At 60.8% G+C, this 16,764-nt stretch carries 13 protein-coding genes; 8 read left to right on the top strand and 5 right to left on the bottom strand.

Annotated elements, in window-relative coordinates; translation table 11 throughout:
- Nucleotides 1-6: 6 nt before the first annotated feature.
- Both K7B04_RS11940 and entF read left to right on the top strand, forming a co-directional pair.
- Nucleotides 7-225, top strand: a complete 219-nt coding sequence (locus tag K7B04_RS11940; RefSeq protein ID WP_223804089.1) for an MbtH family NRPS accessory protein — start codon at nt 7-9, stop codon at nt 223-225.
- On the top strand, nt 222-4,085 hold the full coding sequence (entF, locus tag K7B04_RS11945) for an enterobactin non-ribosomal peptide synthetase EntF (protein ID WP_223804090.1): 3,864 nt from the start codon (nt 222-224) through the stop codon (nt 4,083-4,085). The genes K7B04_RS11940 and entF overlap by 4 nt, the downstream gene beginning before the upstream one ends.
- A 138-nt stretch (nt 4,086-4,223) precedes the next feature.
- Here entF and fepC read toward each other — a convergent pair whose 3' ends face one another.
- The 3 genes from fepC to fepD are packed head-to-tail and all read right to left on the bottom strand — an operon-like array spanning nt 4,224 to nt 7,011.
- Entirely contained in the window at nt 4,224-5,018 is a 795-nt protein-coding gene (fepC, locus tag K7B04_RS11950) for an iron-enterobactin ABC transporter ATP-binding protein (protein WP_065355488.1), read from the bottom strand.
- Complete coding sequence (gene fepG / locus K7B04_RS11955) at nt 5,015-6,007, bottom strand: iron-enterobactin ABC transporter permease (RefSeq protein WP_223804091.1); 993 nt, start codon at nt 6,005-6,007, stop codon at nt 5,015-5,017. Before fepG ends, fepC begins: the two co-directional genes overlap by 4 nt.
- The gene (fepD, locus tag K7B04_RS11960) at nt 6,004-7,011 is read right to left on the bottom strand and encodes a Fe(3+)-siderophore ABC transporter permease (protein ID WP_223804092.1); all 1,008 of its coding nucleotides are present in this window, start codon (nt 7,009-7,011) and stop codon (nt 6,004-6,006) included. Before fepD ends, fepG begins: the two co-directional genes overlap by 4 nt.
- A gap of 110 nt (nt 7,012-7,121) precedes the next feature.
- On the opposite strand from fepD, the gene entS reads away from it, so the two are divergent.
- Nucleotides 7,122-8,363 carry an enterobactin transporter EntS gene (entS, locus tag K7B04_RS11965; RefSeq protein ID WP_223804093.1) on the top strand — a complete coding sequence of 414 codons (1,242 nt, stop codon included), beginning with the start codon at nt 7,122-7,124 and terminating at the stop codon, nt 8,361-8,363.
- A 49-nt stretch (nt 8,364-8,412) separates the two neighbouring features.
- Here entS and K7B04_RS11970 read toward each other — a convergent pair whose 3' ends face one another.
- Together K7B04_RS11970 and fepB are read right to left on the bottom strand one after the other, a co-directional pair.
- Nucleotides 8,413-10,521, bottom strand: a complete 2,109-nt coding sequence (locus K7B04_RS11970; RefSeq protein ID WP_223804094.1) for a glycosyl hydrolase family 18 protein — start codon at nt 10,519-10,521, stop codon at nt 8,413-8,415.
- Nucleotides 10,522-10,685: 164 nt separating this feature from the next.
- On the bottom strand, nt 10,686-11,645 hold the full coding sequence (fepB, locus tag K7B04_RS11975) for a Fe2+-enterobactin ABC transporter substrate-binding protein (protein ID WP_223804095.1): 960 nt from the start codon (nt 11,643-11,645) through the stop codon (nt 10,686-10,688).
- 234 nt (nt 11,646-11,879) lie between these two features.
- On the opposite strand from fepB, the gene entC reads away from it, so the two are divergent.
- From entC to entH, 5 genes are read left to right on the top strand one after another with little or no spacing between them, the layout of a single operon-like run.
- Nucleotides 11,880-13,061, top strand: a complete 1,182-nt coding sequence (gene entC / locus K7B04_RS11980) for an isochorismate synthase EntC (RefSeq protein ID WP_223804096.1) — start codon at nt 11,880-11,882, stop codon at nt 13,059-13,061.
- Nucleotides 13,062-13,070: 9 nt separating this feature from the next.
- Nucleotides 13,071-14,681: a (2,3-dihydroxybenzoyl)adenylate synthase EntE gene (entE, locus tag K7B04_RS11985; protein ID WP_223804097.1), complete on the top strand. Its 1,611-nt coding sequence runs from the start codon at nt 13,071-13,073 to the stop codon at nt 14,679-14,681.
- 13 nt (nt 14,682-14,694) lie between these two features.
- Nucleotides 14,695-15,549: an isochorismatase gene (locus tag K7B04_RS11990; RefSeq protein ID WP_163447684.1), complete on the top strand. Its 855-nt coding sequence runs from the start codon at nt 14,695-14,697 to the stop codon at nt 15,547-15,549.
- Nucleotides 15,549-16,304: a 2,3-dihydro-2,3-dihydroxybenzoate dehydrogenase EntA gene (entA, locus tag K7B04_RS11995; protein ID WP_223804098.1), complete on the top strand. Its 756-nt coding sequence runs from the start codon at nt 15,549-15,551 to the stop codon at nt 16,302-16,304. The genes K7B04_RS11990 and entA overlap by 1 nt, the downstream gene beginning before the upstream one ends.
- A gap of 1 nt (nt 16,305) precedes the next feature.
- The gene (gene entH / locus K7B04_RS12000) at nt 16,306-16,719 is read left to right on the top strand and encodes a proofreading thioesterase EntH (protein WP_064548199.1); all 414 of its coding nucleotides are present in this window, start codon (nt 16,306-16,308) and stop codon (nt 16,717-16,719) included.
- Nucleotides 16,720-16,764: the final 45 nt, after the last annotated feature.

A 16,764-nucleotide genomic window follows, 5' to 3' on the forward strand; every position in this document is an offset into this window, starting at 1 on the left:
TTTGGTATGCAAGTCAGTAACCCCTTCGATGTGGCGCAAGGGCTGTTTTACCTTCTGCAAAACCCGCAGCGACAATTCAGCCTTTGGCCTCAGCAGTGCACGCTACCTGCGGATTGGACGGTGGTCTGCCAACCGCAGCCGCTTGAGGCGTGCAACGCATGGTTAAGCGCGCACTGGACCACGCTAACCCCCGACCATTTTGCCACCACCGGAGGCCGCCCATGAGCCCGCGTTTACCGCTGATTGCCGCCCAGCCGGGTATCTGGATGGCGGAGGCGCTCTCGACGCTGCCGAACGCCTGGAGCGTGGCGCATTACGTTGAATTACAAGGTGAAATAGACGGCGAGCTGTTGGCGCGGGCGATTGCCGCTGGCATGATGCAGGCCGATACGCTGCGTTTGCGCTTTGGCGAAGATAACGGTGAAGTGTGGCAGTGGGTTGACGACAGCCTGGTTATCGCCGAACCGTCGATCAACGATTTACGTACGTTTGACGACCCGCCGCAGGAAGCGCTGGCGCGGATGCAGGCCGACCTGGCGCAAAACAGCCGCGTCGACAGCGGCAATCCGCTATTTTGCCACCGCCTTTACCGGGTGGGCGACAAGCGCTGGTTCTGGTATCAGCGTTATCACCACCTGCTGGTCGACGGTTTCAGCTTCCCGGCCATTACCCGCCAGATAAGCCTCATTTACCAGGCCTGGCAGCGCGGTGACGCGATGCCCGAACCGGCGTTCACGCCGTTTGCGGAAGTGGTGGAGGAATATCAGCGCTATCGCGATAGCGACGCGTACTTGCGCGATAAAACCTTCTGGGCCGAGCAGCGAAAAGCGCTGCCGTCTCCCGCTTCACTCTCACCCGCGCCGCTGCCGGGGCGGGCGCAAAGCAGCGCCATCTGGCGATTAAAGCTGACCGCCGATCGTCGGGCGTTTAGCCGCCTGAGCGCGGCTGCGCCGAACTGCCAGCCAGCCGATCTGGCGCTGGCGCTAACGGCGCTGTGGCTGGGACGCCTGTGCGGGCGCAGCGAATACGCCGCAGGATTTATTTTTATGCGCCGCCTGGGTTCCGCGGCGTTAACCGCCACCGGCCCGGTGCTGAACGTGCTGCCGCTGGCGGTCACCCTCAATGGGCAGGAGACGCTGGCCGAGCTGGCGATACGCCTCTCAGCACAGCTGAAAAAAATGCGTCGCCATCAGCGCTACGACGCCGAGCAGATTGTCCGTGATGCGGGTAAAGCCGCCGGTGATGAAGCGCTGTTCGGCCCGGTATTTAACGTCAAAATGTTCGATTATCGTCTGGCTTTCGACGACGTGACGGCCATCACCCATACGCTGGCGACCGGTCCGGTGAACGATCTTGAGCTGGCGTTGTTCCCGGATGAAGAGGGCGGCCTGACGCTGGAAGTGCTGGCGAATCAGCAACGTTATGATAAAGCGACTTTGCAGCAACATATCGCGCGTTTAACCGCATTATTGCAGCAGTTTGCTGATAATCCAGCCTTAAGCTGTGCCGACGCCGAGCTGCTTTCCGGTAATGAATATCATCGTCTGGCGCAGATTAACGCTACGGGTAAAACGCTACCGCGTGAAACGCTGAGTTCGCTGGTTGCCGCTCAGGCGGCAAAAACGCCGGATGCCGTGGCGCTGGTTGACGCCCATTACCGCTTTACCTACCGCGAAATGCGCCAACAGGTAGTGGCACTGGCAAACGTGTTGCGTCAGCGCGGCGTGAAGCCCGGCGACAGTGTGGCCGTGGCGTTGCCGCGTTCCGTCTTCCTGACGCTGGCGCTGCACGCCATCGTCGAGGCCGGTGCCGCCTGGCTGCCGCTGGACACCGGTTATCCCGACGACCGCCTGCAGATGATGCTGGAAGACGCGCGGCCATCGCTGCTGATCACCGCCGACGATCAGTTACACCGTTTCCCGAATATCTCCAGCCTGTGCCTGAACGCGCCGCTGGCGACGAGCGATGACCAGCCGTTAGCGCTGGCGACGCCGGAACAGACCGCTTATATCATCTTTACCTCCGGCTCGACCGGTCGCCCGAAAGGGGTCATGGTGGGTCATGAGGCGATTGTTAACCGCCTGCTGTGGATGCAGAACCACTATCCGCTGACCGCCGCCGACGTGGTGGCGCAGAAAACGCCGTGCAGTTTTGATGTCTCGGTGTGGGAGTTCTGGTGGCCGTTTATCGCCGGGGCGAGCCTGGTGATGGCCGAGCCGGAGGCGCACCGTGACCCGCTGGCGATGCAGCGCTTCTTTGCGCAATATGGCGTCACCACGACCCACTTTGTGCCGTCGATGCTGGCGGCGTTTGTCGCCTCACTGACGCCGGAAACCGCGGCCAGCTGCTGTTCGCTGCAACGGGTCTTTTGCAGCGGTGAAGCGCTGCCGACCGCGCTGTGCCGGGAATGGGAAGTGCTCACTCACGTGCCGCTGCACAACCTTTATGGGCCGACGGAAGCCGCCGTTGATGTGAGCTGGTACCCGGCCTATGGCGAAGCGCTGGCGGCGGTAACGGGCAACAGCGTGCCGATTGGTTTCCCGGTATGGAATACCGGGCTGCGCATCCTCGATGCGATGATGCGCCCGGTGCCGTTTGGCGTCGCGGGCGATCTCTACCTCACCGGCATTCAACTGGCGCAGGGCTATCTGGGGCGTCCGGACCTGACCGCCAGCCGCTTTATCGCCGACCCGTTTGCTCCCGGCGAGCGGATGTATCGCACCGGCGATGTGGCGCGTTGGCTGGATAACGGTGCGGTGGAGTATTTAGGCCGCAGCGACGATCAGCTGAAAATTCGCGGCCAGCGCATTGAGCTGGGAGAAATCGATCGGGTGATGCAGACGCTGGAAGACGTGGAGCAAGCGGTCACTCACGCCTGCGTTATTAATCAGGCCGCTGCCACCGGCGGTGATGCGCGTCAACTGGTGGGCTATGTGGTCTCGACTTCGGGTCTGCCGCTGGATACCGATGCGCTGCTGGCGCAATTGCGCGATCGACTGCCGCCGCATATGGTGCCGGTGGTGTTGCTGCAGCTTAGCACGCTACCGCTCAGCGCCAACGGTAAGTTGGATCGCAAGGCGCTGCCGTTGCCGTCGCTGACGCAGAAAACCGCCGGGCGTGCGCCGCAGTCGGCGACAGAGACGCAGGTGGCCGAGGCGTTCAGCCAGCTGTTAGGCTGTGAGATCCAGGATATCGACGCCGACTTCTTCGCCCTCGGCGGACACTCGCTGCTGGCGATGCGTCTGGCGGCAATACTCAGCCAGCGTAGCGGGCGTCAGGTGACGCCGGGGCAGGTGATGGTCTCCTCGACGGTGGCTAAACTGAGTGCGTTGCTGGAGAGCGACGATGAGGAGCAGGTAATGCGTCTGGGCTATGAGCCGCTGCTGCCGCTGCGCACTGGCGACGGTCCGACGTTGTACTGCTTCCATCCTGCATCGGGCTTCGCCTGGCAGTTCAGCGTGCTGTCGCGCTATCTGTCGCCGCGCTGGTCAATCACCGGCATTCAGTCGCCGCGCCCGGAAGGGCCAATGCAAACGGCGCAGACGCTGGACGAAGTCTGCGAGCAGCATCTGGCGACGCTTTTGGCACAGCAGCCACACGGGCCGTACTATCTGCTGGGCTATTCCCTCGGTGGGACGCTGGCGCAGGGCATCGCCGCCCGGTTACGCCAGCGCGGTGAAACGGTGGCGTTCCTCGGCCTGCTGGATACCTGGCCGCCGGAGACACAAAACTGGGCGGAAAAAGAGGCTAACGGCCTCGACCCGGCTGTATTGGCGGAGATAAACCGCGAACGCGAAGCATTTCTCGCCGCGCAGCAGGGGCAAGGGTCCAGCGCGCTGTTCAGCGCGATTGAAGGCAACTATACCGATGCGGTACGGCTGCTGACCACCGCGCACAGCGCCACGTTTGACGGGAAAGCGACGCTGTTTGTGGCGGAGAAAACCCGGCAGGCGGACCCGCAGACGGCATGGGGGCCATGGGTGGGGGAACTGGAGGTTTACAGCCAGGACTGCGCGCACGTGGATATCATCACGCCCGCGGCGTTTGAGACGATAGGGCCGGTGATCCGGGAGATATTGGGGTAGGGATTCGGTTTTTCTCTGTCCGGAAAGCGCGTTCGGTTTGATCCCCTCGCCCCTTTGGGGAGAGGGTTAGGGTGAGGGGAAATGTGCGCGATGTACCCTCACCCCGGCCCTCTCCCTGAAAGGGAGAGGGAGTAAGCGCTACCGCCGCCCCAGCGGCACCACCAGCGGCGTATGGGCCACCGGATCGTCAATGATCATGCAGCGTAGCCCGTACACCGCTTCAATCAATTCCGCCGTCACAATTTCTTGCGGCGCGCCTTCGGCGACGATTTTCCCTTCGCGCAGCGCAATCAGGTGCGTAGCGTAGCGGCATGCCTGGTTTAAATCATGCAGCACGGCAGCGAGCGTAAAACCGCGTTCGCGGTTTAGCTCGCTTAACAATTCCAGCAAATCAATTTGATGGCTGATATCCAACCAGGTCGTCGGCTCGTCGAGCAGCATGATGGCGGTATCCTGCGCCAGCACCATCGCAATCCATGCACGCTGACGCTGGCCGCCGGAGAGGGTGTCCACGCTCTGATTCGCCAGTTCAACGATCCCGGTCGCCTGCATCGCGCGCTGGACGGCATCCTCATCTTCCTGACGCCAGCGGGTAAATAGCGGCTGGTGCGGATAGCGCCCTCGCGCTACCAGTTCCTGTACTGAAATATCGCTGGGCGTGGTGGCGTTTTGCGCCAGCAGACCGATACGTCGCGCCACCTCTTTACTGGCATAGCGCTGAATCTCTTCGCCGTCGAGATAGACGTGACCGTGAGTCGGCGTCATCAGGCGGCTGAGCGTGCGCAGCAGCGTCGATTTACCGCAGCCGTTAGGGCCGATAATGGCGGTGAAATGACCGTCCGGAATGGTGACATTCAGCGACTCGGCGATGGTTTTTTTACCGTAGGCGAGGGTTAACGCCTCGCCGCGCAAACGGGCGACGGTATCGGTCATTTTTTACGAGACTCCTGAATAAGCAGCACGATGAGATAGATACCGCCAAGACTGACGGTCACCACGCCCACCTGAAGCTGGTAAGGCAAGAACAGTTGTTGTGCGCAGAAATCGGCGGCGGTGAGCAGCAGCGCCCCACAGAGCGCGGCCTGAGTCAGCCCCCAGCGCACGGTGCCGCTCAGGCGGCGGGCAATATGCGGGGCGACCAGCGCAATAAAGGAAATCGGCCCGGCCAGCGCGGTGGCGGCGGCGGTGAGCACCACTGCGACCAGCATCAGCAGCAGGCGAGAATATTCGACACGCACCCCCAACGCGCAGGCGCTGTCATCGCCCATCTCCAGCAGACGCAGGCGGCGCACCAGCAGTGCCGCACAGGCCAGCGCGACAATCATCAGCGGTGCGGCGGGCCAGATTTTGGCCCAGGTCAGGCCGTTGAGCGACCCGGCAAACCACAGCCCCGCAGAGACGGCGGTTTCCAGCGAGGCGCGCAGCAGCAGCCAGGTGTTGAAGGCCATCAGCATCGCGCGGATGCCGATGCCGATAATAATCAGGCGGAAGGTTTCGATACCATTGCGCCACGCCAGCGCCCACACCAGCAGCGAGGTGGCAATGCCGCCTGCCATCGCGGCGAGGGTAATGGTGGTCAGGTTCTGGCCGAAGAAGACCAGCGCCACCAGTACGCCGCTCCATGCCCCGGTGTTAAAGCCCATTACGTCCGGGCTACCCAGCGGGTTACGCATCAACGACTGAAAAATCGCGCCGCTGACGCCAAGCGCGGCGCCGATCAACAGCGCCATCAGCACCCGTGGCAGACGCCATTCGGTCACCACCATGGCGACGGCGCGCGGCGCATCGCCGAATAACGCGCTGAAGACCTGGGAAAATTCCAGCGTCACTGCGCCGCTGCGTAGACTCAGGAGCGTTAGCAGTAAACAGCCAATGACCAGCAGCAGGCAGCTGGCGAGCAGACGACGGGAAGGGGCGTTCATCGGCCACCTCCGGAAGATTTACGGCGGACGAGGAAAATCAGCACCGGCGCGCCGATAAAAGCGCTGACCACCGACACGCGCAGTTCGCCGGGAACCAGCAGGCGGCCCGCAATATCGGCGAACAGCAGCAGCGACGGGGTCGCCAGTAGGGTGACCGGCAGCGACCAGCGGTGATCCGAGCCCACCAACCAGCGGGCGATGTGCGGCATCATCAGACCGATAAAGGCGATAGGGCCGACCACCGAGGTCGCGCTGGCGCAGAGGATGGTAATCACCAGCAGCCCCAGAATTTGTGTGCGCGCCACTTTACTGCCGAGCGCGGTGGCGGTATCGGTGCCCAGGCTCAAACTGTTCAGCGAACGGCTCATCATCAGCGCCACCGCGCCGGCAACCAGCACCGGAATCAGCACCGTTTTGAGCGTTTGCAGCGTACGGATATCCAGTGAACCGGCCTGCCAGAAGCGAAGTTGATCGTAGACGTCCTGGTTGAGCAGGGCGATACCGCTGGAGAACCCTTCCAGCACCGCAGCCAGCGCAACGCCCGCCAGCGTTAAGCGTACCGGGCTGAGCTGGCCGCCGCCCTGGCTACCGGTGAACGCCACGATCAGTGACGCCACCAGCGCGCCGCAAAAGGCCATCGCCAGCTGTTCCTGTGGCGAGGTAATACCCAACAGCGCCGCGCCCAGCACGATGGCAAAGCTGGCGCCGGCGTTAACGCCAAGAATGCCGGGGTCGGCCAGCGGGTTGCGGGTGAGGGTTTGCATGAGCGCGCCGGCAAGGCCCAGCGCGCCACCGGCCAGCAGGCCAGCGAGGGTGCGCGGCAGACGGGCATCGAGAACGATAGTGCAATCGGCGCTGTGGCAGGTGCCGCTCAGCGCATCGACGACAACGGAAACCGGCAGTGGCGTCGCGCCTATCAACAAGCTTAGCGTCGCAGCGAGAACCAGCAGCAATAGCAGACCGGGCAGCGCAACGGTGCGCAACGCGGCGGTGGAAAACGACATAGCAACATCCCTGATTTGATAATGATAGTGATTATCGTTATCTATCTTATTCGTTTATGTTAGCATGAGCGACCTCGAAAAGGGTACGAAAAAAAGCTCAAGGTCTTGTAATGAACCGACAATCCTGGCTGCTGAATCTGAGCCTGCTAAAAACACATCCGGCCTTCCGCGCCGTCTTTATTGCCCGCTTTATCTCCATTTTGTCGCTTGGCCTGCTTGGGGTCGCCGTTCCGGTGCAAATCCAGATGATGACCCACTCCACCTGGCAGGTGGGGCTGTCGGTGACGCTCACCGGCGGGGCGATGTTCGTTGGGCTGATGGTGGGGGGCGTGCTGGCTGACCGCTATGAGCGCCGCAAACTGATTTTGCTGGCGCGCGGCACCTGCGGCGTCGGTTTTATCGGCCTGTGGCTAAACGCGCTGCTGCCGGAGCCGTCGCTATTGGCTATCTACCTGCTGGGGCTGTGGGATGGTTTCTTTGCCTCGCTTGGCGTTACGGCGCTGCTGGCGGCAACGCCGGCGCTGGTGGGGCGCGAAAACCTGATGCAGGCCGGGGCGATTACCATGCTGACGGTGCGCCTGGGCTCGGTGATTTCGCCGATGGTTGGCGGCCTGCTGCTGGCTTCCGGCGGCGTGTCGTGGAACTACCTGCTGGCGGCGCTCGGCACCTTTATCACCACGCTGACGCTGCTGCGTTTACCGCAGTTGCCACCGCCACCGCAACCGCGCGAACATCCATTGTCGTCGCTGGCGGCCGGGTTCCGCTTCTTGCTCGGTAGCCCGCTGATTGGCGGCATCGCGCTGCTGGGCGGGTTAGTTACCATGGCGAGCGCGGTACGCGTGCTTTATCCGGCGCTGGCGCTGGGCTGGCAGATGTCGGCAGCGCAGATTGGCTTGTTGTACGCGGCGATCCCACTGGGGGCGGCCTGCGGCGCATTAACCAGCGGCAGGCTGGCGCAGAACGAACGACCCGGCTGGATCATGCTGTTGGCCACCGTCGGCGCATTTGTCGCCATTGGCCTGTTCGCCATGATGCCGCACTGGACGCTGGGCTTCGTGTGCCTGGCGTTGTTCGGCTGGCTGAGCGCGATCAGCTCGCTGCTGCAATATACCTTGATTCAGACCCAGACGCCGGAGGCGATGCTGGGGCGGATTAACGGGCTGTGGACTGCGCAGAACGTCACTGGCGACGCGATTGGCGCGGCGCTGCTCGGCGGGTTGGGGGCTGTGTTGACGCCGGTGGCGTCGGCAAGCGTAAGCGGCTGGGGGCTGGCGATTGTCGGGGTGATGCTACTGGGATTGTTGAGGGAACTGCGTTGTTTCCAGCGACCACTCCCGGAAGAAAAAGCATAAGCGTAAAGGCTCCGGATTGCTCCGGAGCCCGCTATCATGCTGGTTAGCGTTAATAAGCGCCAAGGTCGATCCAGACGTCGCCCTGCGAACAGTTAAGATCCGGCTGCTGACCGCAGCACCACCACTTGACCTGATAGTTATGTCCTTTCCAGCTCACGGTTTCGAAAGCGCCCCAGGTTGCGCCATAAATGGTACTGACGTCCCACCACGGGTACGGCGCATTTTCATCGGCATCGATCTTCTCTTCCGGCGTCTCGTCCGTCTCCGCGTTATCATCGTCAGAATCGTACCCGGCATCGTCCTCTTCCTCTTCGTCAGGCTGCGCTTTTGACGGCGCGGGAACGACCGAGAGGATAAAGCGCTGCTGGCTGGATGGTTCGCCCCAGATATCACGCACAAACAGCGTGAAGGTGTATGTTGTCTCCGTTTCCACTTTGGGGACATCAAACTCAATGTCAGCCGTAGTTTTATTATCGACAACAATATCCGACGGTACACCCCAGCTGTAGCTCAGCATGTCGCTATCTTCATCAGAGGATTTTGCGCCGGAGAGACGAATGCGCGAGCCGCCGACGATCATCAGTTCAATCAGCGCGTTTGGCGCATGATTGATTTCCGGTTTTACCGGTGTGTCCTGCGCTTCTTCATCCGCTTGAGTGATGTTGATGCCTTCGAAATAGAACGGTTCCATGTCGATGACTTGCTTGCTGATTTCATAACCCAGACCTTCGCGTACAGCGTTAACCAGCACGCCGTTATCATGGTCCACCGTCCAGGTAAAGACGCCGCCTAGTCCCAATTTTGCCGCATATTCGCCCTTGGCTTTAATGGTGCGCGGGGTATCCAGAGACATAAACAGTTTGGACTGCGGGTTATACAGATAATCCGCGTTGGAAACCTGGTCGGTATAGACGTTGAAGCCGTTGCGACCTTTCTGGTTTTCCAGATCCAGGTAGTTGTACATCACGTCGTACCATTCGCTGGTGCCGGACTCAAAGGTGCCGGTCGTGGTGCCGCCGCCAGGCATGTAGGAACCTTCCAGCGGTGAGAAACTGGTGATTTCGGTATTCCGGCTGTTTCGGGTGTAGCCCGCGTAGCCGATGTTGATACGTTCAGCCGGGAAGCCTTGCTCCAGCAGATAGTCAACGATGGTTTCCACTGACCAGCCGCCCGGCGTGGTGGCCTTCAGGTTAGTGTGGTGCGCCAGCGTTTCCGCCCACGGGGTGCCGAAGAAGTCGTAACTCATGACGTTAATGTAATCCATACCGGCATTCATCATCGTGTTGAGGTCGATAAACTGCAGTTTTTCAATGACGGCGGAAGCCGCAATCGAAATTTTGACGTCTTTGCGGTTAGCGGCATCCAGCTGCTTGCGAACTTCGGCAATCAGCAGCGCAAAGTTCGCGCCGTCTTCTTCGCCGTACGGGTTGCCAGCCGCTTCAACGTTCGGGTATTCCCAGTCGAGATCGACGCCGCTGAACATCGGGAACTGCTTGAACAGCTTCACCAGACCTTTGGCGAAGATTTTACGCGAGGCATCGCTGGCGGCGGTTTCATGGAAGCCGTTGCTCATGGTCCAGCCGCCGATGCTCATGGAGAGCTCAAGGTTATGGCCCAGCGCTTTTGCTTTGGCCTGCAGATCGCGCAGCGCGCCGAGGAAGCCTTTGGTATTAGCCTGGGTCACGGTTTTCGGGTCAACGTCCCAACCGCTCACATCATAGCCCACGTTGATGTAGCTCTGGAAATCGCCCCATGGGTCGAGGAAGGTCGGTTCGTATTTCACTTTGCCGCACAGTTCCGCGGCTTCCGCCACGACATCACGCTCCTGACCGTCCATTTTATGAAAACCGACGATACCGACAAAACCCGCGATGATTTTGTCATAGGCCAGCGGGGAGACGTTGGTGACATCATAGCCACGGCCACGCTCCAGGGGCGTATCAATTGACTGCAGACGAGAATCATACTGAGACCAGTCGGTGAAGTAGCCGAAGACTTTCGGTTTGGCCGCGTTGGCACTGTATTCGTTATAGACCGGTTTTGCCACACGCGCGGAGGTGTAGCTCAGCATGCTGTCTTCGGTTGCGGGGTAAAAACCATCGGCCGCATTACTGGTTTCGGTCAGTGTATCGTTTTGGATCAATTTACTCTTCGCCATGTTCATCTCCTCTCGGTGTAAAGGCGTCGCCGTAAGTGGCGTGAGCAAATAATCCGGTAGCGTAATGACAATGGCTAATCACAACACAACATCAGGAGCGATGAGGTTTGGCGTGATGTTGATGAGGTAAAATCCGGCATCGGATGATGATGCCGGAGTGGCGTTTAGCCAAACAGCGCCGCCAGGCGCGCTAACACCCGCGTTGCACTGTAGTAATCAAGGCGGAACGTCTCGCTGCCCAGCGCATAAACGTGTTTATTTTTGACGGCCGGAAGATGCGCCAGCAGCGGGTTGGCGTAAATCGCGTCGGCGTCTTTCTCGTCGCCGGCAAACAGGAACAGGCTTTCGCCGTTCAGGCCGGAAGCCAGGCTCTCACCGCCAAGCTGGATGATGTCGTGGCGTTTGCCCTGACTCTGGCTGGCATGCAGGCCAGGCGGCAACGTCGCGAGAGTAAAGCCGAGCTGCTGCAGGAACTGCCCCTGCGCGGATTCGCTGGTCCACAGGTTAGCGCTGTGGGCAGCAGCGGTGTACACCAGCGCGCTGACCGGCTGCGGCGGCAGTTTAATTTGCTGTTTCACCGTCGCCAGCTGTTTATCAAATTCGGCAATACGCGCCGCCGCCTGCTGCTCGTTGCCGGTAATCCCGCCCAGTTGGGTCAGCAGCGCCTGCCAGCTTTTATCGTCGTAGTTGATGATAAGCGTGGGGGCGATGGTGGAGAGCTGATCGTACAGCGCCAGCGCCGAGTCGCCGCCGGTGGCGCTAATCAGAATCAAATCTGGCATCTGTGCAGCCACCGCTTCAGCGCTGGGTTCACCGATATACAGACGGGTCACTTTACGGGCTTTGGCGACGTCGCCCCATTGGCGCAGGAAACCCTGAGCATCGGCTACCCGGTTATTGGGGGTGGTGGCGCCGCTGGCGATCACCGGCGCATCAATAGCCAGCAGCGAGCCGGTGAGGGTGACGCTGGTGGATACAATACGCGTGGGTTTTTGTTCCAGCGTGTGTACGCCATGGCTGTCGGTGACCTGGCGCGGCCAGTCGGCGGCCTGCGCTGAGGAGAGTCCTAAAACGCTGAAGCCAGCGATCAGCGCGGCGGTGCGCCATAAAGCGGAGAGTTTCACAGAAATGCATCCCGGTTGCAGTTAGTTAATGCTTCTCATTTTCAACTATTGTCCGCCCCGGATGCAAGCCCGGCGCTGAACTGTTGCAAGCGCCATATTGGGGCGGCGACATCGCGATTAAGCACAAGATGCTGCGTTGCGCTGTTGACATATGAAGCGTTTACTTTTAGGTTACCAAACCAAAATATAAATGATAATTATTCGTAATATCTTTATCGTTTTTTGGAGGATGATATGGAAACGTCACTGACTGCGGATGAACAAGAACAGCAGCATCGGGCCACGCTTTCGGCCGACCGCTTTTTCTTTATGTCGCCGTTCCGCAGTTTTACGACCTCGGGTTGCTTCCAGCGCTTTACCTGCCCCGCAGAAGGGGGCGATGCGCCCGATAGCGCCTTTCAGCAAGGTTTAGCCTCGGCGTTCGCCGCAGCCAAAGCCGCCGGGATCGCCAATCCGGTGATGGTGGGGGCGATTCCGTTTGATACCCGCCAGCCGTCTGCGTTGTTCATTCCTGAGCGCTGTGAGTCCTTCTCACGCACCGCAAAACAGCACTCCTCGCGCTACCACGCGTCTCGCGAACCGATGCGGGTGACCGCGCGTCAGGAAATTCCGCAACACCCCGTTTTCCTCGATATGGTTGCCCGCGCGGCGGCGCTGACGGCGACCCCGCAGGTCGATAAGGTGGTGCTCTCCCGGCTGATTGATATTACCGCTGGGCAGCCGCTGGACAGCGGCGTGCTGCTGGAACGACTGGTCGCGCAAAACCCGGCAAGCTTTAACTTCCATGTCCCGCTGCCGGACGGCGGGGTGCTGCTGGGGGCGAGCCCGGAACTGCTGCTGCGTAAAGAGGGCGATCGTTTCAGTTCGCTGCCGCTGGCGGGATCGGCGCGTCGTCAGCCGGATGACCTGCTGGATCGTGAAGCGGGTAACCGTCTGCTGGCATCGGAAAAAGACCGTCATGAACACGAGCTGGTGACCCAGTCGATGCAACGTACGCTGGCGCCGCGCAGCCTGCAACTGACGTTGCCGCAGACGCCGCAGCTGATTACCACGCCGACGCTGTGGCATCTGGCGACGCCGATTGAAGGGCAGGCGAAAGCGGCGGAAAACGCCCTGACGCTGGCTTGCCTGCTTCACCCGACGCCCGCGCTGAGCGGTTTCCCGCATCAGGCGGCGAAACAGGTGATTGCTGAACTGGAACCGTTTGACCGCGAGCTGTTTGGCGGCATTGTGGGCTGGTGTGATGCCGAAGGGAACGGCGAGTGGGTGGTGACGATTCGCTGCGCGCGCGTGAAGGCCAACCGCGTGCGCCTGTTCGCCGGCGCGGGCATCGTGCCCGCCTCATCGCCGGAGTCCGAATGGCGCGAAACCGGCGTCAAACTCTCGACCATGCTGAACGTGTTCGGCCTGCATTAAGGAATCAGAATGACCGTAGAATTTACCCGCTGGCCGGATGCGCTTGCGGCGCGCTATCGTGAAAAAGGCTACTGGCAGGATCTGCTGCTCACCGACATGGTGACGCGGCATGCCGAAAGTGATGCGATTGCGGTTATCGACGGCGAACGTCAGATAAGCTATCGCGCGTTGAATCAGGCCATCGACAATCTGGCCGCGACGCTGCAAAGCCAGGGACTGAAACGTGGTGAAACGGCGCTGGTGCAGCTGGGCAATATCGTCGAGTTTTATATCACCTTTTTCGCATTGCTGAAGATTGGCGTTGCGCCAGTCAACGCGCTGTTCAGCCATCAGCGTAGTGAGCTGAATGCCTACGCCGAGCAGATATCCCCCGCAGCCCTGATTGCCGATCGCGGTCACGCGCTGTTTGCTGATGAGACCTTCCTCAATCATTTCTGCGCGCAGCACCGTGCTTTACGCGTCGTACTGCTACGCAATGGTGAAGGTGAACATGCGCTGGAAGCGGCGATGGCTCGCCCGGCGATGGGCTTCACGCCGACGCCAACCGCCGCGGATGAGGTGGCCTTTTTTCAGCTTTCCGGCGGCAGTACCGGCACGCCGAAGCTTATCCCCCGCACGCATAACGACTATTACTACAGTATTCGCCGCAGTAATGAAGTGTGTCGCTTCGATGAGGCGACGCGTTATCTGTGCGCTATTCCCTCGGCGCACAACTACGCCATGAGTTCACCAGGCGCGCTGGGCGTGTTCCTGGCGGGAGGAACGGTGGTGCTGGCGGCGGACCCTAGCGCGACGCTGTGCTTCCCGCTGATTGAAAAACACCAGGTGAACGTCGCGGCGCTGGTACCCCCGGCGGTCAGCCTGTGGCTACAGGCGATTGCCGAGGGGGCCGGTAACGCTCAGCTACGTTCGCTGACGTTGCTGCAGGTGGGCGGCGCGCGCCTGTCCGCCACGCTGGCGGCGCGGATTCCGGCAGAGATTGGCTGCCAGCTCCAGCAGGTGTTCGGCATGGCGGAAGGGCTGGTGAACTACACCCGTCTTGACGATACGCCGGAAAAAATCCTCAACACCCAGGGGTACCCGATGTGCCCTGACGATGAAGTGTGGGTGGCGGACGAAGAGGGTAACCCGCTGCCGCGCGGTGAAGTGGGGCGCCTGATGACGCGCGGCCCTTACACCTTCCGCGGCTATTACAAAAGTCTTCAGCATAACGCCAGCGCGTTTGATGCCGACGGTTTCTACTGTTCCGGCGACCTGATTTCGATTGATGAGGATGGCTACATCACCGTGCAGGGGCGTGAAAAAGATCAGATTAACCGCGGCGGCGAGAAGATTGCCGCGGAAGAGATTGAAAACCTGCTGCTGCGTCATGAGGCGGTGGTCCATGCGGCGCTGGTCAGCATGGAAGACACCCTGCTGGGCGAGAAAAGCTGCGCGTATCTGGTGGTGAAAGAACCGCTGCGCGCGGTGCAGGTCCGTCGCTTCCTGCGCGAACAGGGCGTGGCTGAATTTAAGCTGCCGGATCGCGTGGAGTGTGTGGATGAACTGCCGCTGACCCACGTCGGCAAAGTGGATAAAAAACAATTGCGTCAGTGGCTGGCTAGCCGCTCGCAGGCCTGAAGGAGAGAACAACATGGCAATTCCAAAACTGCAGGGCTACGCGCTGCCAACCGCGATGGACATCCCTGAAAACAAGGTGAGCTGGGCGTTTGAACCCGCGCGTGCGGCGCTGCTGATTCACGATATGCAGGAGTATTTCCTCAACTTCTGGGGTGAAGACAGCGAAATGATGGACACGGTGGTGGCGAACATCGCCGCGCTGCGCGACTTCTGCAAGAAAAACGGGATTCCGGTCTATTACACTGCGCAGCCAAAAGAGCAGAGCGACGAGGACCGCGCGCTGCTTAACGACATGTGGGGGCCGGGCCTGACCCGCTCACCGGAGCAGCAGCGAGTGATTGCCGCGCTGGCGCCGGACGACCAGGACACCGTGCTGGTGAAGTGGCGCTACAGCGCTTTCCATCGCTCGCCGCTGGAGCAGATGCTCAAAGAGACTGGCCGTAACCAGTTGATCATCACCGGCGTGTACGCGCACATCGGCTGTATGACCACCGCCACCGACGCCTTTATGCGCGATATTAAGCCTTTCTTCGTCGCCGACGCGCTGGCGGACTTCAGCCGCGATGAGCATCTGATGTCGCTGAAATATGTCGCCGGGCGCAGCGGTCGCGTGGTGATGACCGACGAATTGCTGCCCTCGGTTCCCGCCAGCAAAGAGGCGCTACGCGCGTTGGTGCTGCCGCTGCTGGATGAGTCTGACGAGCCGTTCGACGACGATAACCTGATTGATTACGGGCTCGACTCCGTACGCATGATGGCGCTGGCGGCACGCTGGCGTAAAGTGCACGGCGACATCGACTTCGTGATGCTGGCGAAAAATCCGAGCATTGACGCCTGGTGGGCGCTGCTTTCCCGTGAGGTGAAATAATGGCTGGCTTCGATTTTCGCGGCCAGACCGTGTGGGTGACCGGGGCAGGGAAAGGCATTGGCTATAGCACCGCGCTGGCCTTCGTGGAAGCCGGCGCGCAGGTGACGGGCTTCGATTTAGCCTTCGACGGCGCAGATTACCCGTTTGCGACCGAGGTGCTGGATGTGGCCGATGCGCAGCAGGTAGCGCAGGTGTGTGAACGCCTGTTGGCTGGCACTGAGCGTCTGAACGTGCTGGTGAACGCGGCGGGAATTTTGCGCATGGGGGCGACGGATGCGCTCAGTCTGGCTGACTGGCAGCAGACCTTTGCGGTCAACGTCGGCGGTGCGTTTAATTTATTCCAGAATACGATGGCGCAGTTTCGCCGTCAGCAGGGCGGGGCGATTGTCACCGTGGCGTCGGACGCCGCACACACGCCGCGCATCGGCATGAGCGCCTACGGTGCCTCCAAGGCGGCGCTGAAAAGCCTGGCGCTGACCGTGGGGTTAGAGCTGGCGAGCGCGGGGGTGCGCTGTAATATCGTCTCACCGGGTTCGACTGATACCGACATGCAGCGTACGCTGTGGGTCAGTGACGATGCGGAGCAGCAACGTATCCGCGGGTTTGCCGAGCAGTTTAAGCTGGGCATTCCGCTGGGCAAAATTGCCCGCCCGCAGGAAATTGCCAGTACCATTCTGTTCCTCGCCTCCCGCAGCGCCAGCCATATTACGTTGCAGGATATCGTGGTGGACGGCGGTTCGACGCTGGGGGCATAGGATGATCTGGAAACGCCATTTAACGCTTGATGAGCTGAACGCGACCAGTGATAACACCCTGGTGGCGCATTTAGGGATTATCTATACCCATATCGGCGACGATAGCCTGGAAGCGGTGATGCCGGTGGATAGCCGTACCCATCAGCCTTTTGGACTGCTGCACGGCGGCGCGTCGGCGGCGCTGGCGGAGACGCTAGGCTCGATGGCTGGTTTCCTGATGACCCGTGAGGGTCAGTGCGTGGTGGGCACCGAGCTGAATGCTTCCCACCATCGCCCGGTATCGCAAGGACAGGTGCGCGCAGTGTGTCAGCCTTTGCACCTGGGGCGGCAGAGCCAGAGCTGGGAAATTGTCGTTTTTGACGAGCAGGGGCGGCGTTGCTGTACCTGCCGGCTGGGGACGGCGGTGCTGGGGTAGACTGGACGTCATGGCCAGGACATTAAAAAACCCGCCGTGGCGGGT

The sequence above is a fragment of the Kluyvera sp. CRP genome (assembly GCF_019930565.1).
Lineage (GTDB): Bacteria > Pseudomonadota > Gammaproteobacteria > Enterobacterales > Enterobacteriaceae > Kluyvera > Kluyvera georgiana_A.